The organism is Blautia sp. St.27G3 (genome assembly GCF_059728505.1).
This window is the reverse complement of record NZ_BAAGFO010000001.1, coordinates 949,559-972,239: the sequence shown is the minus strand read 5'-3', so window position 1 is coordinate 972,239 and position 22,681 is coordinate 949,559. Positions and strand designations below refer to the sequence as shown.

Genomic DNA, 22,681 nt, shown 5'->3' with positions numbered 1-22,681 from the left:
CCGCTACAGGGGGACGGATAAAAATGTCAATAAGAGATAAAGGCGACATACTACACCAGAAAATATATGATTTTCTGGTATACATATATCCCCTGCTAAGTAAGTACCCCAAATATGAAAAATTCAGCTTGCAGACGGCAACCAGAAACGCCGTGCTGGAAATGCTGCAAGACGTTATAAAGTGGCAGAAAACGGCGACGAAAAGCCACTTGTACGCGGCAGATGTGGCATTGCAGCAGAGTAAGGAGCTGCTGCGGCTGGCAAATGATCTGAAATACAGCGCAATGAATAAGCAGCATTACGGGGAGTGTGGCAGGAAACTTACAGAACTGGGCGTTATGCTGGGCGAGATCATAGAAGAGGTAAAGGCTGCAAAGTAGCTTTTTATATGGGGCAGCCGCTTATTACAGCCCTCTGGCGGCGCTGATCGCGGGCGGTAACTGGAACAATGGCGTTCACGCGGGCGCGCGTGCCGTGAATTGCAACAATTACCCGTGGAACGTGAACACGAATATCGGCGTGCGCGGGGCGTGTGATTTGGTGAAAGCATTACAGGCTTAGCGTATCTAAGGAACACTAGCTATTGAAAAGCAGAGCAGGCTTATTGCTGAATTAACCGCCACTCTGGAAAACTGGGAGAGCGTAGCAGGGTACGACGGCGCGGAACTGAAAGAGCGGGCATTAAATTTGCAGAAAGCAGAAAGGCAGGATTTATGGAAATGAAAATAATGGAATTTATCGACGCAGCGGCACACAATAAGGTGATCGAGCTGGTAATACTGGCGATTGTATTTGATACTGTTTTCGGGGTACTGCGGGCAGTGAAAGAAAAGAAGTTCAACAGCTGCGCAGGGATTGACGGCGCAATACGGAAAGTGGCAATGCTGATTTCCCTTGTATTCATGCTGGCGGTTGATATGCTTATCAAGATCAATCTGATCGGGTTTATCCCGGAGACGGCGCGGGGGTATCTGGGGCTTAAGACAGTAGGCGTAGCGGAGTTTTTCAGCCTGCTTTACATAGCCTATGAGATCACAAGCATTTTTAAGAATATGGCATTGTGCGGGCTGCCTGTAAAAAAGGTATGGGCGAGCGTGAGGGGCTTTCTTTCCAAGTATACGGACGAGCTGCCGGACACGGACGAACTGGACGGGGACAGCACCACGGGCAGCGTAGAGGGGCATAAGCAGCAGGAAAGATAAGAATAAGAGATCAGACAGGAAAAGCGGCAAAGGGCGCTTACGGGAAACCGTAGGCGCTTATTTCATTGCAGAAAGGAAGTAAAAGCATGAGGAACATTAACAGGCTGATAAGCGGGTACAATTTCAATCCGGGCAGCGTTTCCCGTATCAAGTACATTGTGATTCATTATGTGGGCGGTTTGAGCGGGGCGCAGGCGAACTGCAAATATTTTGCGGGCGGCAATAGAAATGCGTCCGCGCATTATTTTGTAGATCATAATGGGGAAATCTGGCAGTGCGTGGAAGATGCTAACATAGCGTGGCACTGCGGCGCAAAGAGTTATAAGCATGGGGAGTGCCGGAACGCAAACAGCATAGGCATTGAATTATGCGTAAGGAAGAGGAACACCGCCAGCCAGGGCGCGACAGATAAAGACTGGTATTTTGAGGACGCGACGGTAGAGGCGGCGGCAGAGCTGACAAGGTACTTAATGGATAAGTACAGAGTGCCTGCCGATCATGTCATAAGGCATTACGACGTTACCGGGAAAATTTGCCCTAACCCGTATGTATATAATACCACGGCGCATACATGGGACGAGTTTAAAAGGCTGATAAGCAGCGGGGCTGTATCTGCCGGAAACAGCGAAAAGAAACTTTACCGCGTGCGGAAAAGCTGGGAAGATGCAGCCGGGCAGCTGGGCGCTTTTGAAAGTCTGGAAAATGCAAAGAAAGCCTGCATTGCTGGCTATAATGTGTATGACTGGGACGGAAAGGCGGTATACAGCGTTTTTGCAGGCAATGAACAGCAGACGGCAGCGGGAGGCGCGGAAAGCATGATCTGGTCTTTTCTGACGGGCAAGGGCTTAAATGCCTATGCAGCTGCCGGGCTTATGGGAAACCTTTTTGCAGAGAGCGGGCTTAATTCATGCAATCTGCAAAATTCCTTTAATACGCGGCTGGGAATGACGGACGCAGAATATACGGCGGCTGTAGACAGCGGCAGTTATACAAATTTTGTGAGGGACAGCGCGGGCTATGGGCTTGCACAGTGGACGTATTACAGCCGTAAGCAGGCACTACTTGACTTTGTAAGATCGGTGGGCGCGTCTATCGGCAGCTTAGATATGCAGCTTTCTTTCTTGTGGCAGGAATTACAGGGCTACAAGGGCGTTATTTCCGCGCTTATGGCTGCAACGTCGGTACGGGCTGCCTCTGATGCAGTATTGACCGGGTACGAAAAACCCGCAGATCAGAGCGAGGCTGTAAAACAGCGCCGGGCAGCATACGGGCAGGAGTATTACGACAGGTACGCCGCAGGAACCGGGGCAGGCGGGAACACAGAGCAGGGAAAGACAGAGGCGGTACAGGTTCCCTTTAAAGTAAAAGTAGATATAACCGATCTTAGAATAAGGACGGGCGCAGGCACGGATTTTGAAAAGACGGGGAAGTATACAGGCGTGGGAGTATTTACCATTGTAGAGGTAAAAGCCGGAGAGGGCAGCGCCGCAGGCTGGGGGCTGCTGAAAGCGTATGAAGAGAATAGGGACGGCTGGGTATCGCTGGACTATTGTACAAGATTATAATGTATCTGCTGGGGTATGTCGTTCATGGGCGGCATACCCTTTATTTTTTTACCATAATTTTCTTGAAATCTGATTGACAATATACCAAAGTTGGTATATAATTAAAGCATAGAAAGGAGAAAAGAAAAATAAGTGTAAAGCACTGGAAAGGAGAAACGGCAGGAAATGGGTAAGAAGAAACAAAAGAAAAAGCCTATCAAGTGGCAAGATTTGACGGTCAATGCACTGATAGACTTAATCATAGGCATAATACTTATCATTATCGACAAGTACATAGGTTAGACCTATAGGCGGGCGAAAGCCCGCCGCCTATAAAAAATATATCATAAACCCAAAGCCGAGTAAAGAGCATGATTTTGAAATTAGGTATTTTTTTGGTAGCCGTAGGAACGGTGAAACTCTGCATAGCCCTTATAATGAGAGCTAAAGAGAAAAGAGGTAACGCATGATCGGAAATAATATAAGAAAAGCGAGAAAAGCGGCGGGCGTTTCACAAAAAGAACTTGCGGAACGCCTGCAAGTTCACCAAAAGGATATAAGCCGCTGGGAAAATGGGGCGCACGCGCCTACATTGGAAATGTTTATAAAAATATGCAGGGAGCTTAACGCCTCTGCTGATGAAATATTAGAATTAAAGTAAAAGGCGAAAGAGAGGGCTTATTTATGGCAAAGAAACAGATCATTTTATATGTTGTGGCTGCATTATTCGCAGTAAGTGGAGTTATAGCGCTACCGTCTGGAAATATTACGGGCGGTATCGGCTGCATAGTAATTGCTGCCGTATGCTTTCTGCTGGCACGCAAGCCAGCGAAAGAGGCAGCCGGGCAGCAGGAAGAGCCGAGGAAAACGGGAACGCCTGCCGCTGCATCTGGCAGCAGGATTGCGGAAACTATACGCACGAAATTAGTAGGCGTGACTTTTGATAACGAGGACGGGGAGAACCGCCAGGACATATTAAGAACTATGACAGGTGACGAGGATATAACGGTAGAAAAATATACATACAATGGAGAGCCTGCCGCGTGCATCAAGTGGGGCAATAAGGTACTGGGGAATCTATCAGCAGAGCTGGCAAAGGACTTAGCGCGGAAATACCCGCAAGCCCGATACACCGCAGAAATACTGGAAATTTCCGGGGGGGGGTACAAACGTTTGGCTGTAATATAGAGCTTGACGTTCTCATAGAAGAGAAGAAAAGCCGCGCAGCGCAGCCAGCAGGCGAGACAATCGTATATATAGACCGTAGCAGCAAAAAGTACCATAGTAAGCCTACATGTTCTGGAATGAAAAACCCAAAGAGCATACCACTAAGCCAAGCAAAAAAGAAGTATACAGCTTGTAAGAAATGCTGTAAATGAGGCAAAAATAGCGAGCCGCAGACTTGTAAAAGAGTTTGCGGCTTTTCGTCGTATATGGGACAAAAGAGAGGTAAGGGAAATGGGTAAGCATCTGACAAAGGCAGATCGGATAAAATTAGAGGCATTACTAAAGGCGGGGCATGGTAAAAAAGAGATCGCAGACATGCTGCATGTACACCGCAGCACAATATACCGGGAAATAAAGCGGGGAGTTTATACCGCGCTTAACTCTGATCTTACACAGGAAGAACGATACAGCCCGGATATTGCAGACGATAAGTACAGGGAGAATCTGAAAAGCAAGGGCGGCGTGCTTAAGATCGGCAATGATATTAAGTTAGCAAATTATATAGAGGATAAAATAGTAAATGAGGGATATAGTCCGGCTGCCGTTCTGGGGGAGCTTAAGGCGCAGGGGAAAGAGGGGGAATTTTCCGTCACGATCTGCGTAACGACGCTTTACAGCTATATTGATAAAGGTATCTTTCTACAGCTTACAAATAAGGATTTACCAGTAAAGGCAAATAAGAAGAGGGACTATAAGAAAGTGAAGAGGCAGCAGGCAAGGGCGGCGGCGGGTACAAGTATAGAAAAGCGCCCGGAAGAGGTAGACAAGCGGGAAGAGTTCGGGCATTGGGAAATGGATAGCGTGATAGGGCAGCGGGGGAAATCTAAAAATACCCTGCTGGTACTGACGGAAAGAAAGACGCGGGACGAGATCATATTTAAGTTGCCGGACAAGACAGCAGAGGCGGTAGTAGATGCTTTAGACGCATTGGAAAGAAAATGGGGCGCTATGTTTAAGCAAGTCTTTAAAAGCATAACCGTAGACAATGGCAGCGAGTTTGCATATTGTGAAGAGCTGGAACGTTCTATACTGGGAGAGGGAAAACGGACACAGCTATATTACTGCCACCCGTATAGCAGCTGGGAGCGTGGCACAAATGAGGTTACTAATAAAATGGTACGGCGAAAGGTTCCAAAGGGGACAAATTTTGACAGCATGACAGACGCAGAGGTAGAGGAAATGGAAAACTGGATAAACAACTATCCCCGCCGCATACATGGCTATCGTTCTGCCGGGGAACTCTTCGAGGAAGAGCTTAAGAAAATCGGGTGAAAAAAATTTAAAAAAGTGTCGCATTTAATATTGACATTTTCACAATCACAAATTCACAAAAAGTATACTTGCGGGATTTGCTAAAATATCATAAAATAGAGAGTAACGTAAAAATTGAGATGCTGACTAAAAATGAAGCATCGCGGATGATAGACAATCTTATTTCACAATATGGAAAAATGGTGAGGTGACAGGCTATGATGAATTTTAATAATTCCAAGACACAGAAGCGGATTGCAGCGGCAATCGTGATTTTGATCGTGCTTGCTATGGTAGCTGGAACGATTATTCCGGCGCTTCTGTAAGGATATATTCTATTTTGAAGGCAATGAGTCAAAGGGGAAAACTTATGCAAAGAAAATTTTTAAAAGGGGTGGCTGTGGCATTTTTGATTGCGGCAGGCAGCTTGTTTGTCGTTTCGGCGGCAGAGCAGGAAGTGATCAGTGACGGTGTTTTTATCGGAGATAAAGACGTCAGTGGTATGACGCCGGATGAAGCAAAGGCTTATGTGAAAGGCGAAGTAGAGAAGCTTGGCAGCTCTGCGATTACGATTCAGATGGGTGACGCTCAGGTAACAAAGACCTGGAAGGAACTTGGACTGGAATGGGAAAATAAGGATCTGGTGGATGAGGTCAGCCAGATTGGCACGACAGGAAATATTGTGCGTCGTTATAAGGAGCAGAAGGATCTTCAAAATCAGAGCTCACGGTTTGAGATTGAATATACGATGGATGAGAGTGCACAGAAGGCATTTGTAGATTCCTGCGTGCAGTTCAATTCTGAGCCGGTGGAGGGTTCCTGCTATATGGGGGATGACGGAAGGTTGCATGTGGAGGGCGGAACGGATGGCCTGAAGCTGGATGTGGACGCGACGCTTGTGAGCCTGAAGGAGCACCTGAAGGATTATGAGGCCGGGGATACTGTCATAGAAGCTTCGGTGCAGCGCACATCTCCTGTTCTGACAGCGGAAATGCTGGAAAAAATGAACAATGTGCTTGGGACTGCGACGACCGATTATTCTGCTTCGTCCTGGGGAAGAGCAAAGAATGTTGAGACTGCGACGGCAAAGATCAATGGCAAGCTGCTCATGCCGGGAGAGAGTTATTCTGTGACGGAAGTGGTGGTTCCATTTACCGCGGAGAACGGCTATGAGCTGGCTCCTTCCTATGAAGCCGGACAGGTAGTGGATTCCTATGGCGGAGGTATCTGTCAGGTGTCTACGACACTGTATAATGCAGTGCTGAAAGCAGAGCTTCAGGTGAATTCGCGTTCGAATCATACCATGCTGGTTAATTACGTAGATCCGTCGAAGGATGCAGCGATTGCGGAAGGTCTGATGGACCTTGTGTTTACCAATACACTGGAAAATCCGGTTTATATTGCAGGTTCTGCTTACGCAGGTACACTCAATTTTACGATTTTCGGCGTGGAGACGCGGCCTGCAAATCGTTCTATTGAGTTTATCAGCGAGACGCTAAGTCAGACAGACCCTTCTTCCAATATCAAGCTTGTGGCAAAAACAGACCAGAACGTCGGATATTTTACCCAGGTACAGTCTCCGCATCAGGGATTGTCCGCATGTCTTTGGAAAAATATTTATTACGATGGTGTACTCTCGGAGACGATTCAGGTAAACAGCAGCAACTATCAGGCCTCTCCGGCGATTTATGAGATCGGTGTTGTGACGAGCAATCAGGCGCTTGCCTCAGCATTATATACAGCAATTGGACAAAACGATCTGAGCCAGGTTCAGTCTATTTTGGCAAACGGCGTCAAGGAAAGTGAGACGCCTGCGACAGAGCCGCCGCAGATAGATGTACCGCAGGAGCCGGACCCACCGGTCGTGGTAGATCCGCCTGTAACGGAGCCGCCGGTCGTAGACCCACCGGTTGTGGAAGACCCGCCTGCGACAACGGACCCAGGGGAGACGATGGACCCTCCGGAGCCGGATGAATTTGTACAGTAAAAGCAAAAAACAGTTGGTTTCAAAAGATACAACATGACAATATGAATTGTATACAGGAAGGTTGACGGACAGTATTCATGAGGATTGGGAAACTGCCGGAATCGGCGTTAATGCGTTCGGTTCTGGGACAATTATATGCAGAGCTGCCGGAACGCCTGGAACAGTATGGTGCAGACTGCGCGGCCTTTGGCTGCGCAGTTTCTTCAAAGAAAGATGGTATGGATGACAGGCAGACGTCAGCTGGCTTGACGATACAACGGCCCGAATATGTGGTTACGGTTTATACTGCCGTTGGTCCAATTCCCGGTTTTGGAAATCAGCCCGGAGTTTCAGTAGTGGCAGCAGCCAATAATCTTGCTGCCGGAGGAGCTGTACCGCAGGCAATTACGGTCCATGCGGTTTTGCCGCCCTCATTTGAAGAGCACGAACTGAAAAAGGCAATGAAGGAGCTTGTAAAGGCAGCGGAAGTATGTGGCATGCAGGTGATCTGTGGCCATACAGAGGTATCCGATGCAGTGGACCGTCCGCTGTATCAGATGACGGGAATCGGGCAAGTGTGCATCGAGGATGCAAATCAGAGGCCGATGTTGGGATTTTCAGGTAATGTCGGCTGGCAGCAGAACAAGGGGCAGGCAGGGGCAGGCTGGACACAGAAAAAGCTGTGCCCTGGGCAGGCACTGGTTGTGACGAAATGGATTGCGCTTGCCGGGACAGTGGCTTTAGCGGAAGCACATGAGGAGGAGCTTCATGCAAGGTTTCCGCTATTTCTGACCGATCAGGCAAAGGCGTGGAAACCGCAGCTGTCTGTGGTGCGCGATGCGCAGATTGCATCCAGAATAGACGGATGCGCCATGCATGATCTGTCACAGGGCGGTATTTTCGGTGCGCTCTGGGAGATGGCGCAGCGCGCGGGTGTCGGACTGGAAGTGGATTTAAAGAGGATTCCAATCAGACAGGAGACCGTGGAAATTTGTGAGTATTTTGATATAAACCCGTATGGACTGTATTCAGCAGGTGCCTTGCTTGTCGGGACGTCGCAGCCGGAGGCTTTGGTTCAGGCGCTTATCGGGCATGGAATACCTGCCGCAGTCATCGGCCGGGTAACAGACGGAAATGACCGTATCATTCGAAATGGGGAGGAAGTGCGTTTCCTCGACCGCCCGCAGCAGGATGAATGGTATCGCAGATTTGGAGGGAAAGAATGAGAGAACAGATTTTGACATTTCTGGAAAAGAACAGCAAAATAGATCTGGCCGAACTGGCCATCATGCTTGGTTCCAGTGAGGAAATTATAGCAAATGAAGTGGCAAAGATGGAGCAGGAGCAGGTAATCTGTGGCTACCATACGCTGATTGACTGGGAAAAAACGTCTTCTGAAAAGGTAACGGCTTTGATTGAAGTGCGGGTGACGCCGCAGAGAGGACAGGGGTTTGACTCAATCGCAGAGCGTATTTACAATTATCCGGAGGTACAGTCCGTGTATCTGATTTCCGGTGCGTACGATCTTCTCGTTATTTTACAGGGAAAATCACTTCGGGAGGTATCTGCTTTTGTCAGCGATAAACTGTCTACGCTGGATACGGTGCTGAGCACTGCCACGCATTTTATTCTGAAAAAATACAAGGACTACGGAACCATTATGGGGAAAAAATCAAAGGATGAAAGGATGCTGGTGACACTGTGAGAAATCCATTATCAGAAAAAGTTATGTCGATTGAGCCCTCCGGGATCCGCAAATTCTTTGATATTGCAAGCGAGATGGAGGAAGTTATCTCTCTTGGAGTCGGAGAACCTGATTTTGATACGCCGTGGCATATCCGCGATGAGGGAATTTATTCCCTGGAGCAGGGGCGTACCTTTTATACGTCAAATGCGGGGCTGAAAGAGCTGCGCGAGGAGATCAGCCGTTATTTGAAGCGTCGGTGCCATTTGGACTATGACCCGTTGCAGGAGATTCTTGTGACGGTAGGCGGCAGCGAGGGAATTGATCTTGCGATGCGTGCTATGTTGAATCCGGGTGACGAGGTCTTGATTCCGCAGCCGTGCTATGTGTCTTATCTGCCGTGTGTGGTTCTGGCAGACGGGGTACCGGTGACGATCGAACTGAAAGAGGAGAATGAGTTCCGCCTCACAAAGGAGGAGCTTCTGGAGAAAATTACGGATAAAACGAAAATTCTGGTGCTTCCGTTCCCGAATAATCCGACCGGCGCCGTTATGCGCAGGGAAGATCTGGAGGCGATCGCAGAGGTTATTATTGAAAAAGATCTGTTTGTACTTTCAGATGAGATTTACTCAGAGCTTACGTACCAGGAAGAGCATGTGTCAATTGCAAGCCTTCCGGGCATGTGGGAGCGAACACTCACGATTAACGGTTTTTCAAAATCGCATGCGATGACAGGGTGGCGTCTCGGTTATCTCTGCGGACCGAAGGAAATGATTGCGCAGATGACAAAGATTCATCAGTTCGCGATCATGTGTGCACCTACGACGAGCCAGTATGCGGCCGTGGATGCACTGAGATGCGGCGATGAGGATGTTGCAAGAATGCGCGAATCCTATGATCAACGTCGTCGTTTTCTGATGCACGAATTTGCCCGGATGGGACTGAAATGTTTCGAGCCGTTTGGCGCTTTTTACGTATTTCCGTGTATTAAGGAATTTGGCCTGACTTCCGATGAGTTTGCGATGCGGCTTCTTGAGGAAGAGCATGTGGCTGTGGTGCCCGGAACGGCATTTGGACCGTGCGGAGAGGGATTCCTGCGGATTTCGTATGCATATTCGATTGAAGCGCTGAAAACTGCGCTTGAGAGGATCGAACGATTTATTCGGAAGCTGAAGCAGGAAAACGGTGACTGAGGCAAAGGGACTGTTACTGAGGCTGAAAGAGAGGCACCGTGAGATGAGTCAGGAGAAAATGAGGATAGGGATTTGACAGGAGGCAGTATGGCCAGATTGAACATTGTACTTTATGAGCCGGAGATTCCGGCAAATACCGGAAATATTGGCCGGACCTGTGTGGCGACCGGAACCAGGCTGCATTTGATTGAGCCACTCGGATTTCATTTAACAGAGAAGGCATTGCAGCGGGCAGGGATGGATTATTGGCCGCAGCTGGATGTGGAGCGGTACGTGAATTATCAGGATTTTCTGGAAAAGAATCCAGGAGCAAAAATTTATATGGCGACGACAAAGGGACGAAGGGTTTACACAGAGGTTTCCTATGAGCCGGATTGTTATATTATGTTTGGCAAGGAAAGCGGAGGGATTCCGGAGGAAATTTTAAAAGAGCATCCGGAAGAAGCGATTCGGATTCCCATGATCGGAGAGACTCGTTCTCTGAATCTTGGCAATTCTGCTGCGATTGTACTGTACGAAGCACTCCGTCAGAATGGTTTTGCGCAGATGAAGTTGCAGGGCGAGCTGACAAAGTATCGCTGGGAGGTCTGAGATACGTATGGTGATGCTTCCAAATGAGTTTACAGAAAAGATGAAAAAAATGCTGGGAGATGAATACGAGACGTTTCTGGCCTCGTATGACGAACCAAGGAAATTTGGCCTCCGTGTAAATACGCTGAAAATCAGCGTGGAAGAGTTTGTACGTCTGGCTCCGTTTCATCTGACCAGGATTCCGTGGACCAGCAATGGTTTTTATTATGAGAAAGAGGATGATCCGGCGCGCCATCCTTTTTACTATGCAGGGCTTTACTATTTACAAGAGCCGAGCGCGATGACTCCGGCCAGTGTACTTCCGGTTACGCCAGGGGAGTATGTTCTGGATCTGTGCGCAGCGCCTGGCGGCAAAGCAACGGAGCTTGGGGCAAAGCTGCAGGGGCGGGGACTTCTGGTTGCGAACGATATCAGCGCTTCGAGGGCGAAGGCGTTGCTCAAAAATCTGGAAGTGTTTGGCGTAAAGAATGCGTTTGTCACAAATGCAGTACCGGCCAGACTTGCGGAACAGTTTCCGGAGGCATTTGACAAGATTCTTGTGGATGCACCGTGTTCCGGCGAGGGAATGTTCCGAAAGGATATTGCAAATGCAAAAGCCTGGAGTCTGGAGAAAGTAAAAGAGTGTGCCAAAATCCAGCGTGACATTACGCAGCAGGCGGTTAAGATGCTGCGTCCCGGTGGATGGATGCTGTATTCCACCTGTACGTTTTCGCTGGAGGAAAATGAAGGGACGATCGCAGAGCTGCTTGTGCGTTGCCCCGAAATGGAGCTTGTGGAAATCCCGTGGCAAGAGGGTTTTGTGTCAGGAAATGCGACAGATCTTTGCCCGGAGCTGGAAAAATGTGTTCGGATTTTTCCACATAAGATGGGCGGTGAAGGGCACTTCCTTGCGCTTTTGAAGAAGAAGGGGGAGTGTTGCGGTATGCATTCCAGGACTGGCTTACGCGGAAAAAGGGCGTCCAGGGAAGAAGAGCGGGCGCTGCTGGAATTTATGCAGGATGTCCGGATGGACTGGAGTCTGGAACAGACAGAGGTACGCGGCGGCCAGGCATATTTTCTTCCAGAACCGCCGCAGATACAGGGCGGTATTCCATTCCTGAGAAATGGACTGTATCTCGGTGAAATCCGCCGTGGGCGGTTTGAACCTTCACAATCTCTGGCGATGGCTTTGGAGAGAAGCAGTTCTGGTGAGACAGGGGTGTTTGGAACAGCATGTTCTACAGGATACGCTTCGTGTATTGATTTTCATTATGAAGATGAGCGGGTACGCCGTTATCTCTGTGGAGAAACAGTGGAAGTTGACGATTGCCACCCGGCAAGAAAGAAAGGCTGGCAGCTTGTGTGTGTGAATGGATACCCGCTTGGCTGGGGAAAACTGGTGAATGGAACATTGAAAAATAAATACCATCAGGGATGGCGTATGACGTAGCATTGGAGGGGAATTTTCAGAAAATTGTAAAAAATTCTCAAAATATAGGGAAATTAAAAAAAAACAAAAATCCTCTTGCATTTTTAAAAATATAGTGCTATACTGAACAAGCTGAAACGATGCGTGGCTCAGTTTGGTAGAGCGCTGCGTTCGGGACGCAGAGGTCGCAGGTTCAAATCCTGTCGCATCGACTCCTTGGCAGGGGCGAAAACATCGGGTTTTTTATAAATCCGGTGTTTTTCTTTTTTTCTGAGATTGTCCAGCTGCCTAACATTTTATCAGGCAGCTGGAAACAGTTCCTGCTTGGCCAGCTATTGGAATAGATTCAGAGTCAAATTTTGTTTTTACACACGCATTTTTTGGGAAAACGGCCCTATAACCGCATCCACTAGCTTCTCTGTTGGGAGATTACTTCGTCATATTCTTTTGCTGGTTGATTATGTTGTCAAGTTTTTCAATGATTTCAGCCATGCCACTAAAAATTGTCCAGAGTAAGATAGATGAAAAACATCCTGTTGCAAAATATGCACAGGTTAAATTCCAATCTCTTTCATAAAAAACTCGGCCAGAATATTCAAAATCAACAACATTGCCAAATTCATATGCTACATAAAAACTTCCTATAATTCCCAGAACAAATACTAAAAATCCTAAGATTTGACATTTTTTTAACATATCCATTTTCTCCTTTTGATATTCATGATGAAATCAACATTTACCACGATAGTAACATTGTTTTTTTCTTCATGTAGGGCGTTTGTCTGATACTCTTCTCATATCGGTTTCCTCCAAAAATAAAATATATTTGAATACTACTTTATCCTACTTAATAGGAAGAGTCAATGTAAATCAAGACAACCTGTTATATTGTAGCAAAAAGGAGTATGTAGTATGAAACCATTAAAAACTAAAGTGAGTATCACACTGGATTCGGATATTATTGAGAAAATAAAACTGTTTGCAGAAGAAGATGATCGTTCTTTTAGCCAGTATATAAATCTGATTCTAAAAGAATATGTAAAAGTACATGTATATGATTTAGAGACAGAATCAAAATAAGTTCGAGAAAAGAAAAAATAATAAATATTAGTCAGGTATTTGCCATAAGAAGATTGAAGAGATACATAAAAAGGGGATTCCAAAGCCATAACATGGCATAAAGAATCCCCTTTCCTATTTTTTTATTAATTTGCCGAATATGCCAAAAATCCAAGTTTTTTCAGCGTCAGTCCGGTTTTTCCTGCTAAGAGCTCTTCCCATCCAACAAATGCTAGTTGAAGATCTGAATTACATATTTTCTGAATACTGCTTGAAGAGGCGCTTCCTATGGTTTGAATGATACTAAAATATATATCCTGATTTCCGGTATAATTTGACGCTACAATTTGTGCGGTTGTTTGAAATCCTATCTGAGGGCTGTACATTACAAAAGTAAACTTAGGCGTAACTATATTGGAATTCTGTAAATCTACATACATGTTAAGGCTGGACTGTGTTTTGGGGTTTATTGTATTACTTGTATAAATAAAGTTTAATTTGTCTGCAGCCAATTCGTATACAATTCCCCATGAATAAGTATCACTTTGATAATTTTTATTTAATTTGATAAACTTATTTCCAGAAGAATTTACACTGCCATAAGTAAGAATGTAGTTTTTAAGTGCCTTATAATTATCAGCTATTGTTGGTTCGCTTGGTACCGGGTCTGGAGTAGGTGTCGGAACCGGAGTAGGTGTAGGGTCTGGAGTAGGTGTCGGCACTGGGGTAGGTGTAGGCGCTGGCGTTGAAGCAGGAGCTGCTTTAACCGTGACTTTACAGGTATATTTTTTACTGCCTACTTTTGCTGTTATAGTAGCTGTTCCTTTCTTTTTTGCAGTAACCTTGCCTTTAGAAGAAACTGTAGCAACGGATTTTTTGGAGGAGGACCATTTTATTTTGCTAGATGTACCGGTTAATTTTAATGTTGACGATTGACCAACTTTTAAAGTCAACGATGTCTTGCTAAGTTTAGGGGTTGGTTCTTTTACTGTTATTTTGCAAGTATATTTTTTACTGCCTACTTTTGCTGTTATAGTAGTCGTTCCTTTCTTTTTTGCAGTAACCTTGCCTTTGGAAGAAACCGTAGCAACAGACTTTTTAGAAGAAGACCATTTTATCTTTTTTGAGGTGCCTGAAATTTTAAGCTGCAATGTTTTGCCTTTTACTAAACTGGCCTTTGTTTTGTTAATCTTTACCCTGGATGCAGCTTCTACTGTAGAGATCACATTTAGCCCCGGTAAATCAGATGATACGACCATGGTCATGCAAAGTGATAATAAAATACATGCCAAAACTTTTTTTAAATTTTTCATAACTCATAACCTCCATAATTAATTTTAGTTAATACTACCTTATCCTACTTTATATGAATAGTCAATATAATTTTGGGATAAACTAATATTGTAGGAAAAAGGAGGAGACAGCATGGCTCAATTAAAAATGAAAGTGAGCATCACATTAGATTCGGATATTATTGAGAAAATAAAACTGTTTGCAAAAGATGAGGATCGTTCTTTTAGTCAGTATATAAATTTGATATTGAAGGAACATATTAAAGCTCATACATGTGATTTAGAGATAGAAAACAAATGAGCTCGGCGGTGGATTCGCTAGAGTGCTATATTTATCGGGAAGTTTTAATTGTTTTAAAAATTATAGTATATTTTTCTTGATAAAAAGCTGGACTGGAAGCTCTGTGGGTTGCCTTTTTTATTTTGTCCAAAAGAAAGGTCTGTTTAATCATCTGGGAAAAACAGACACTTGTCAAACCAATGTGATGACTTATAATTATTTTATATAGGTTTTTGCAGATCAAAAGAGGTTATGTTTCAAAATAGTGTGAAGAAGGTGACGATAAAATGAAATTGAGCCAGATGAAATATATTGTAGCAATCCATAAATATGGCGGTATGAACAGAGCGGCAGAAAAGCTTTTTATTGCGCAGCCGACCTTGTCGGTGTCTGTCAAGGAATTGGAAAAGGAGCTTGGAATCTGTCTGATTGAGCGAAATACGGGCGGCATTAAATTTACAGAAGCGGGAGAGCAGTTTGTGGAAGAAGCGGAAAAAATTCTCGGGATGGTTGATCGGCTTACGGGGCGGATGCGCAGTATGTCTGATAACAGGTATGAAATCCGAATCGGTTTTTCTCCGGCCATGTCCAAGCAGATTGTTCCATTACTGATGATTCATGTGGAAAAGTTTATGAAGAAACACAGCAATGTGGATGTTACGATGGTGGAATGTGATTACAACAAACAATTTGAGGCGCTGAAAAGTGGTAAAACAACAATGGCTTTTGGAAAGGGTATGAAAAAGAAGGAACCAGAGCTGGCATATATTCCATTAATGACAGAAAGCGCAAAGCTTTGTGTGGGGCCCATGCACTTACTGGCTGACCGGAAAACGGTTGCTCTGGAGGAAATTGTCAATGAAAATATACTGACTTTTCTGAAGCCGGATTCCAAGACCAATATGGCGATATATGACTGGGCGAATCAAAAAGGGTATAAAATTAAAAGTAAATACTATTCACAGAGCAGCGTAGTGGAGGAACTGATACGCCTTGGCATGGGGGTGGCATTGTTGCCGCATCGGATTTACTGCAACAATCCGGGTATCAGATACATAGAAATAGAGGACCCGATTATGCTCGAATACGGTATGTTTTATGTGAAGAGAAAAGGTTTAAATGAAGAGGAGCGGACACTGATTTCTTTGATCCGCGATATCTTAAATGAATGACAAAAGATCAAAAATGCAATCATTTGATAGATTTGTTCTCAGTTAGTATCTTATAATGAAAATTTATAAGATACTAATTTATATATAAAAGCAGTATTTTACATGTGCATAATGATGGTGTAATATTTCATCATACAAAATAAACAAGCATACTGATGGGAAAATCGTAGAAATAGTTGAGCTTTGTTGTGCACAATGGATATAAAGAAAAATAATAATGATTGGGAGGAAATCAATGAAGAGACAAATGATTGCAGCAATTATGTGTGGAGTAATGGTTTTTTCAAACGTCACTCCGGTACTGGCAGAAAATTACAAATCTTCTGTCAAAATTGCGACGACAGGCGATCTGCCGTCAAACGCACCGTACGGTAATTCAAATACGCAGACATCCATCACAACGAATTCGACCTTTAACGGATTGGTGCATGTGGACCGGGAGGGCAATGCGACTCCGGAGCTTGCTACAGAATGGAAGGCAAATGAGGACAGCACAGAGTGGACTTTTTATCTGAGAGAGAATGTAAAATTCCACGATGGCAGTGATTTTACGGCAGAAGACGTAAAGTTTACATGGGCATATGCAAGTTCATCTGAGAATGCGGGGGTTAAATGGCCGATTATAGGAGCGGATTTGATCGACGAGATTGTTGTGGAGGATGATTTGACCGTAACATTCAAATTAAATACATGCTCTCCGGACTGGCTGATGTATGCAGCGCAGAAGATTATGTCTCAACAGGCGGTTGATACGATGGGAGAAGCAGGCTGTGCGATTGGTACGGGCCCCTATAAGTTTGAAGCGCAGGAATCGGGCGTATCATGGTCGCTGGAAAGGTTTGACGGCTACTGGGGCGAACCGGAGCTTACAGAAAATATAACGTTTCAGGTTGTGACGGACGCCAGTACGCGGGCGCTGAGTCTTCAGTCAGGGGATGTGGACGCTATTTTTGAAGCAAATGCATCAGATATTGTGAAATTCCAGGCTGACAGTAATTACAATGTATTCCAGGCTGATAATCTGGCGAATGTGTATCTCGGATTTAACATGGACAGATTGCCGGGGGAGAGTCCGGAACTTCGCAGGGCAGTTGCTATGGCGATTAACCGCGATGATATCGTGAATGCATGCTATGAGGGCGGCGCCTGTGCAAAACCATCTTATAATATCATCAACGAGGTATCGACGGGGTATGCAGAGGTGGATTATGTGGAGTATGACCTGGATGCAGCCCGCGCATTGCTGGAAGAGAATGATCTCACCGGGACAACACTGGTTCTTTACACTTTTGCAAAGTATATTCCGGTTGCGGAGGTGGTTCAGGCTGATTTGAGCATGGTCGGAATTAATGTGGAAATTCGGGAACAGTCTCAGTCTGGTTTCACGGGGAATCTGAGGGATGACCGTCAGTATGATATGTTTATTAATGCAACGTCATCAACAGGCGGACTTCTTAATATTGCAAGCCGTTTCTTTGAAACTGGTTCTACGGTAAGCTGTATGTTCTATGCAGATCCTGCGTTTGATGAATTACTGGATACAGCCAGAAAGTGTACTTCGTATGACACTATGTTGGATGCTTATGCTGGGCTGCAGCAGCATCTAGCGGAACAGATTCCGGCGATTCCGCTGTGTGAGACCTATTTATGGTGTATCGGAAGCAGCAATTTTGGCGGTGTGAATCTTGGGAATCAAACGTATGACGTTGATTTTTCAGGGGTGTACGTAACAGAATAAAAGGATAGATGATACAAACAAATAGTTGATTTCTCATTCGGCATACTGCTCATCTGAAACAGTATGCCGAATTTGTAAAAAGGAGTATGCAAGATATGGCAAAATATATCACAAAACGTATTCTGATGATTATTCCCATTGTAATTTTTGTTTCTTTTGTCGTGTATTGCGTCATGGATCTGGTACCGGGAGACCCGGCAAGAACCGCTCTGGGCGACGAAGCGACGGAGGAGCAGCTTGAAATTTACCGGGAAGATCATGGCTTGAATGAACCGATAGTTGTCCGTTATGCGCACTATATTGGAGGGTTGCTGCGCGGCGATATGGGAAAAAGCATTTACAATAACGAAGATGTCTGGCAGTTGTATTTCTCAAAACTTCCGTATACGCTTCTGCTTGCAGTTGCATCGGTCATTCTGACCGTGATTACTTCTATACCGCTTGGTATATTAGCTGCGGTAAAACGAAATGAATGGGTGGATACGGGAGCTTCGGCGCTGTCTTTCATTGGCCTTGCAATGCCTAATTTTTGGATTGGCCTGCTGCTGATTATTTTATTTTCGGTTCATCTGGGATGGCTGCCGTCGAGCGGAGCAGGAGCGGGATGGAAAAGCCTTATTCTTCCAATGATCACATGTGGGACGGGAAATATGGCGGCATTGACACGCACGACACGGTCAGCGATGCTGGATGTTTTGCGGCAGGATTATTTGCGGACAGCAAGAGCGAAGGGATTAAATGAACATCTGGTTATTATCCGCCATGCGTTTAAAAACGCACAGATTCCGATTGTTACTATGATCGGAACGCAGTGCGCGACGCTGGTCGGAGGCGCGCTGATAACGGAACGTGTTTTTGCGTGGCCGGGAATCGGCAGTTATCTGGTTGATTCTATATTGAAAAGCGATTATGAGGTAGTAACTGGCTTTGTGATTATGACAGCGGTAGTGGTATCATTGATTCTTTTATTGGTAGACATCATATATGCGTTTATGGACCCGAGAATCAAAGCAGAATATGCAAGGAGTTGAACATATGGACAGGGTAGAAAAGTCATGTAAAAACAGTGCCGGAGTCCGTCAGAATCGGGCGTTGGCGGTATGGAGGCAGTTCCGCAGAAATAAAGGAGCGATGATAGGCCTGATTATTACGGCTGCACTTATATTGCTTGCAGTATCTGCGGATTTTATATGGGATTATGAGACCGATGTAATCGGAATGAATATTGCAGACAGGATGATTTCGCCAGGAACAAAATACCTGTTTGGCACAGACAATTATGGACGAGATATGCTTGCAAGAGTGGGCTATGGCGCCAGGTATTCTCTCGTCATCGGCGCAGTGTCAGTGCTTTTCGGATTGTTTGTAGGGGTTCCGATCGGAACTTCCGCCGGTTATCTGGGCGGCAGATATGACACGATTATCATGCGTATGATTGATGCATTTTCAATTGTTCCGAGCATTCTGCTTACGATACTGATGGTTACTGTGTTGGGAACAAGTTTGCTTAATCTGATGATTGCGCTGGCGATCAGCACCATTCCTATTTTTGCCAGGATTACGAGAGCCTCCGTTCTTACGGTTCGGTACAATGAGTACATTGAATCCGCAAAGGCAATCGGCGCTTCGGATTTTTATATTATAACAAAATATATTATTCCAAACTGTTTTTCTCCGATTCTGGTACAGGCAACGCTGCGTATGGGGACAAACATAATCAGCGCTGCCGGTTTAAGCTATATCGGGCTGGGTGTTGCGCTGCCGACACCGGAATGGGGCGCTTTGCTGTCAGCTTCCAAGCAGTTTATTATACAGGCTCCCTATCTTTGCTTTTTCCCGGGGCTTGCGATCATGATTACAGTGATGTCCATTAATCTGGTAGGTGACGGCTTGCGGGATGCGCTTGATCCGAAATTGAAACGATAGGAAGGTGTTTGTATGTTCTATGACGGAAACGTAAGTGCGGAAAGAAAAGAAGAGAAAAAGCAAAGTAAGTATGCGATAGACGTAGAGAATTTAAGGGTTCGTTATGAGACATCATCCGAAGTTGTAATGGCAGTAAACGGGATTGACTTGCAGCTGAAACGGGGAGTTACGCTCGGGATTGTAGGGGAAACCGGAGCCGGGAAAACGACGAGTATGCTATCTCTTATGAATCTGATCGAAACGCCGCCCGGAGTTGTGGAGGCGGATCATATTTATGTAAACGGGACAGATGTTCAGAGACTGAGCGCTGCGGAACTGTGCAAAATCAGAGGAAATGAGATTGCCATGATTTTTCAGGACCCGATGACATCTTTGAACCCGGTGATGAAAGTAGGGGAGCAAATCTCCGAAAGCATTATGCTTCACGGCCGTGTGTCGAAAAAGGAGGCAATGGAACGGGCGGCAAGGATGCTGGAGATCGTTGGAATCAGTTCCTCAAGAGCATCCGAGTATCCGCATCAGTTTTCCGGAGGGATGAGACAGCGTGTGGGGATTGCGATTGCATTGGCGTGTAAGCCTGAAATTTTGATCGCAGACGAACCTACCACGGCTCTGGATGTTACGATTCAGGCACAGGTTCTGAAACTGATGAAACAGCTAAAGACAGAATACGGAACCTCCATGATTTTGATTACGCATGATCTTGGCGTAGTTGCCAGGATGTGTGATGAGGTGGCGGTCATGTATGCAGGGAGGATTGTGGAACAGGGAACACTGAAACAGATTTTTAATGAAACCCTTCATCCATATACAGAAGGTCTGTTTAATTCTCTGCCGAATATCCATAATCGCGTGGCTTCCTTAAAGTCGATTCCGGGATTGATGCCTGACCCGGCGAATCTGCCGCAGGGCTGTGCCTTTGCAAAAAGGTGTCCCTACGCCGCGCAGGCGTGTTATGCGGAACAGCCGGCTCGCAAAACGTATGAGGACGGACACAGCGTATGGTGCACTGCATACCGTGATGCAGAATTCCACATTAAAAGGAAGGGATAACTATGCAGGAAGCGATTTTGAAGGTAACGAACCTGAAGAAATATTTTAAAACCAAAAAAGGAACGGTCCATGCAGTTGACGGCGTGAGTTTTTCTATAGAAAAAGGGAAAACGCTGGGCATTGTAGGTGAGTCCGGATGCGGAAAATCGACGACAGGGCGAGCGATCCTGAGGCTGGTGGAACCAACGGACGGGGAAGTGATTTTTGAGGGTATTGATGTGACAAAGGCAGATAAAAAACAGTTGTCTGCGCTGCGGCGCGATATGCAGATTGTTTTTCAGGACCCATTTTCATCGGTGAATCCGAGAATGACGGTAAGTCAGTTGATTGCGGAACCTCTGGTTGTGAACAAGATTTACAAGGGCAGGGGAAGCAAACAACAGATAGAAGACAGGGTATTGGAGCTGATGGACACAGTCGGACTGGCGAGACGATTGTATAATTCCTATCCGCACGAATTGGACGGAGGACGGCGCCAGAGAATCGGAATTGCGCGGGCGCTGGCAATGAATCCGAAATTTATTGTGTGCGACGAACCGGTATCTGCGCTGGATGTTTCCATACAGGCACAGATCTTGAATCTGATGAAGGAACTGCAGAATTCCTTGCAGTTAACGTATATTTTTATCACACACAATCTTTCTGTGGTGAATCATTTTGCAGATGAGATTGCCGTTATGTACCTCGGCTCTCTGGTGGAAAAAGCGCCTGTAAAAGAATTGTTTGATCACCCGATGCATCCCTATACGCAAGCGCTTCTCTCGGCAATACCGGTGCCGGAAATAACAGAGAACGAAGAGGAGATATTGATTAAAGGAGAAATTACATCTCCAGTTAATCTGCCGGAAGAATGTCGTTTTTACAGCAGATGCAGTTATGCGTGTGAACTGTGTAAAAAAGGCAGGCCGGAACTTCAGGAAGTGAGACCGGGGCATTTTGTTGCATGCAGGCGGATTCATGATGTGCGAATGGAGGAGAAAAGGATATGAAAATCACGGATGTTATAGCGCATGCTTATTATACGTCGCATGAGAAGCCTATTTCAAACGGACTGTATACTTATGACGGAACAGAGATTATTATTTGCGAAGTAAAAACAGATGATGGAATTTCAGGATATGGCTGGACGAGAGGAACCTGCGGCACCACCAATCTTGTGGTAAACACGATCCGGAATCTGAGAGACCGGGTGTTGGGGGAAGACCCCTTTAATGTAGAGCGTATCTGGGCGAAAATGTATCTTCCGAAGGTATATGGCCGGAAAGGGATGGAAATGCATGCAATCAGCAGCTTGGATATTGCACTGTGGGATATTATCGGGAAGGCAGCAGGGAGGCCGCTGTATCAGATGATGGGCGGGTATCGCCCGGCGGTACCGGTTTACATAGCCGGAGGGTATTATCTTCCTGGAAAAGGAATAAAAGAATTGCAGGATGAAATGCGTACCAATGTTGCAAAGGGCGTACATGCCGTTAAGATGAAAATCGGCGGCGCTTCTATTTCGGAGGATCTCGAACGAATAGACGCCGTAAGAGATGCTGTTGGAAAAGACGTTGATATTATGGTGGACGCCAACAATGCTTATTCGAGAATAGAAGCCCTGAAAATCGGGCGGGAATTGGATAAGCGGAATATTTTCTGGTTTGAGGAACCCCTTCATGTGGACGATCTGGAAGGCTGTGCTGAATTGACAGAGAAACTGGTTACTCCGATTGCCATTGGAGAAAATGAGTATACGAAATGGGGATTCAAAGAGATTATAGATAAGCACGCCGCGAATATTCTCAATGCGGACGCGCAGATATTGGGCGGGATTACAGAATGGAAAAAAGTCGCGGATCTGGCGATGAGCGCGCATATTATGGTCGCGCCGCACGGCGATCAGGAAATCCATATTCCGCTTGTTGCAGCGGTGCCAAACGGACTGATTGCCGAGTATTATGACAGTAATACGAACGGGCTTTTGCATGCGATGTTCACAGAGAAAATCGTACCGGATAAAGATGGTTTTATCAAGGCTCCGGATCACCCGGGTATTGGAATCGAAATTGATTTTGAACAGTTGGAACAATACCGGGTTACTGTAAATTAAGGA

General features: G+C 45.8%; 23 protein-coding genes and 1 tRNA gene. 22 read left to right on the top strand and 2 right to left on the bottom strand.

Annotated elements, in window-relative coordinates:
- The first annotated feature begins 23 nt into the window (after nt 1-23).
- The 13 genes from avd to AC6I2O_RS04415 all read left to right on the top strand — a co-directional run bounded on the left by avd (nt 24) and on the right by AC6I2O_RS04415 (nt 12,278).
- Complete coding sequence (gene avd, locus AC6I2O_RS04475; RefSeq protein ID WP_497741946.1) at nt 24-380, top strand: diversity-generating retroelement protein Avd; 357 nt, start codon at nt 24-26, stop codon at nt 378-380.
- Between the two features lie 333 nt (nt 381-713).
- A complete protein-coding gene (locus AC6I2O_RS04470; protein WP_172523892.1) occupies nt 714-1,202 on the top strand; it encodes a phage holin family protein in 489 nt (162 codons plus the stop codon).
- Nucleotides 1,203-1,288: 86 nt separating this feature from the next.
- The gene (locus tag AC6I2O_RS04465; RefSeq protein WP_497741945.1) at nt 1,289-2,767 is read left to right on the top strand and encodes a phage tail tip lysozyme; all 1,479 of its coding nucleotides are present in this window, start codon (nt 1,289-1,291) and stop codon (nt 2,765-2,767) included.
- A gap of 445 nt (nt 2,768-3,212) precedes the next feature.
- Nucleotides 3,213-3,407, top strand: coding sequence for a helix-turn-helix transcriptional regulator (locus AC6I2O_RS04460; RefSeq protein WP_103240978.1), 195 nt, complete (start codon nt 3,213-3,215; stop codon nt 3,405-3,407).
- A 23-nt stretch (nt 3,408-3,430) separates the two neighbouring features.
- Complete coding sequence (locus AC6I2O_RS04455; protein ID WP_497741944.1) at nt 3,431-3,934, top strand: hypothetical protein; 504 nt, start codon at nt 3,431-3,433, stop codon at nt 3,932-3,934.
- A gap of 270 nt (nt 3,935-4,204) precedes the next feature.
- The gene (locus AC6I2O_RS04450) at nt 4,205-5,245 is read left to right on the top strand and encodes an IS30 family transposase (protein ID WP_172523894.1); all 1,041 of its coding nucleotides are present in this window, start codon (nt 4,205-4,207) and stop codon (nt 5,243-5,245) included.
- 349 nt (nt 5,246-5,594) lie between these two features.
- Nucleotides 5,595-7,211 carry a VanW family protein gene (locus tag AC6I2O_RS04445; protein ID WP_497741943.1) on the top strand — a complete coding sequence of 539 codons (1,617 nt, stop codon included), beginning with the start codon at nt 5,595-5,597 and terminating at the stop codon, nt 7,209-7,211.
- A 77-nt stretch (nt 7,212-7,288) separates the two neighbouring features.
- The gene (locus AC6I2O_RS04440) at nt 7,289-8,416 is read left to right on the top strand and encodes an AIR synthase-related protein (protein ID WP_497741942.1); all 1,128 of its coding nucleotides are present in this window, start codon (nt 7,289-7,291) and stop codon (nt 8,414-8,416) included.
- Complete coding sequence (locus AC6I2O_RS04435; protein ID WP_120392422.1) at nt 8,413-8,895, top strand: Lrp/AsnC family transcriptional regulator; 483 nt, start codon at nt 8,413-8,415, stop codon at nt 8,893-8,895. The genes AC6I2O_RS04440 and AC6I2O_RS04435 overlap by 4 nt, the downstream gene beginning before the upstream one ends.
- Nucleotides 8,892-10,067, top strand: a complete 1,176-nt coding sequence (locus AC6I2O_RS04430) for a pyridoxal phosphate-dependent aminotransferase (protein WP_120392421.1) — start codon at nt 8,892-8,894, stop codon at nt 10,065-10,067. The genes AC6I2O_RS04435 and AC6I2O_RS04430 overlap by 4 nt, the downstream gene beginning before the upstream one ends.
- Before the next feature lie 87 nt (nt 10,068-10,154).
- Nucleotides 10,155-10,658 carry a tRNA (cytidine(34)-2'-O)-methyltransferase gene (locus AC6I2O_RS04425; RefSeq protein ID WP_120392420.1) on the top strand — a complete coding sequence of 168 codons (504 nt, stop codon included), beginning with the start codon at nt 10,155-10,157 and terminating at the stop codon, nt 10,656-10,658.
- Between the two features lie 7 nt (nt 10,659-10,665).
- On the top strand, nt 10,666-12,087 hold the full coding sequence (locus AC6I2O_RS04420) for an RsmB/NOP family class I SAM-dependent RNA methyltransferase (RefSeq protein ID WP_120392419.1): 1,422 nt from the start codon (nt 10,666-10,668) through the stop codon (nt 12,085-12,087).
- Between the two features lie 117 nt (nt 12,088-12,204).
- A tRNA-Pro gene (locus AC6I2O_RS04415) sits at nt 12,205-12,278 on the top strand.
- 217 nt (nt 12,279-12,495) lie between these two features.
- Here the strand turns inward: AC6I2O_RS04415 and AC6I2O_RS04410 are convergent.
- The gene (locus AC6I2O_RS04410) at nt 12,496-12,762 is read right to left on the bottom strand and encodes a hypothetical protein (RefSeq protein WP_497741941.1); all 267 of its coding nucleotides are present in this window, start codon (nt 12,760-12,762) and stop codon (nt 12,496-12,498) included.
- Nucleotides 12,763-12,978: 216 nt separating this feature from the next.
- Here AC6I2O_RS04410 and AC6I2O_RS04405 point away from each other — a divergent pair, with 216 nt between their 5' ends.
- Nucleotides 12,979-13,146, top strand: coding sequence for a DUF6364 family protein (locus AC6I2O_RS04405; RefSeq protein WP_120392417.1), 168 nt, complete (start codon nt 12,979-12,981; stop codon nt 13,144-13,146).
- Nucleotides 13,147-13,271: 125 nt separating this feature from the next.
- On the opposite strand, the gene AC6I2O_RS04400 is transcribed toward AC6I2O_RS04405, so the two are convergent.
- Nucleotides 13,272-14,438, bottom strand: coding sequence for an Ig-like domain-containing protein (locus AC6I2O_RS04400; RefSeq protein WP_497741940.1), 1,167 nt, complete (start codon nt 14,436-14,438; stop codon nt 13,272-13,274).
- Between the two features lie 112 nt (nt 14,439-14,550).
- Between AC6I2O_RS04400 and AC6I2O_RS04395 the strand changes: the two genes are divergently transcribed.
- From AC6I2O_RS04395 to AC6I2O_RS04360, 8 genes are all read left to right on the top strand, one after another.
- Nucleotides 14,551-14,718, top strand: a complete 168-nt coding sequence (locus AC6I2O_RS04395; protein ID WP_120392415.1) for a DUF6364 family protein — start codon at nt 14,551-14,553, stop codon at nt 14,716-14,718.
- Nucleotides 14,719-14,984: 266 nt separating this feature from the next.
- Nucleotides 14,985-15,869 (top strand): LysR family transcriptional regulator, encoded by an 885-nt coding sequence (locus tag AC6I2O_RS04390; RefSeq protein ID WP_120392414.1) that lies wholly within the window; start codon nt 14,985-14,987, stop codon nt 15,867-15,869.
- A gap of 235 nt (nt 15,870-16,104) precedes the next feature.
- Nucleotides 16,105-17,607 (top strand): ABC transporter substrate-binding protein, encoded by a 1,503-nt coding sequence (locus tag AC6I2O_RS04385; protein WP_497741938.1) that lies wholly within the window; start codon nt 16,105-16,107, stop codon nt 17,605-17,607.
- A gap of 95 nt (nt 17,608-17,702) precedes the next feature.
- Entirely contained in the window at nt 17,703-18,638 is a 936-nt protein-coding gene (locus tag AC6I2O_RS04380) for an ABC transporter permease (protein ID WP_497741937.1), read from the top strand.
- 4 nt (nt 18,639-18,642) lie between these two features.
- Nucleotides 18,643-19,533: an ABC transporter permease gene (locus AC6I2O_RS04375; protein WP_120392411.1), complete on the top strand. Its 891-nt coding sequence runs from the start codon at nt 18,643-18,645 to the stop codon at nt 19,531-19,533.
- Nucleotides 19,534-19,545: 12 nt separating this feature from the next.
- Entirely contained in the window at nt 19,546-20,586 is a 1,041-nt protein-coding gene (locus tag AC6I2O_RS04370; RefSeq protein WP_497741936.1) for an ABC transporter ATP-binding protein, read from the top strand.
- A 2-nt stretch (nt 20,587-20,588) separates the two neighbouring features.
- Nucleotides 20,589-21,575: an ABC transporter ATP-binding protein gene (locus tag AC6I2O_RS04365; protein WP_120392409.1), complete on the top strand. Its 987-nt coding sequence runs from the start codon at nt 20,589-20,591 to the stop codon at nt 21,573-21,575.
- A complete protein-coding gene (locus tag AC6I2O_RS04360) occupies nt 21,572-22,678 on the top strand; it encodes a mandelate racemase/muconate lactonizing enzyme family protein (protein WP_497741935.1) in 1,107 nt (368 codons plus the stop codon). Before AC6I2O_RS04365 ends, AC6I2O_RS04360 begins: the two co-directional genes overlap by 4 nt.
- The last annotated feature ends 3 nt before the right edge of the window (nt 22,679-22,681 follow it).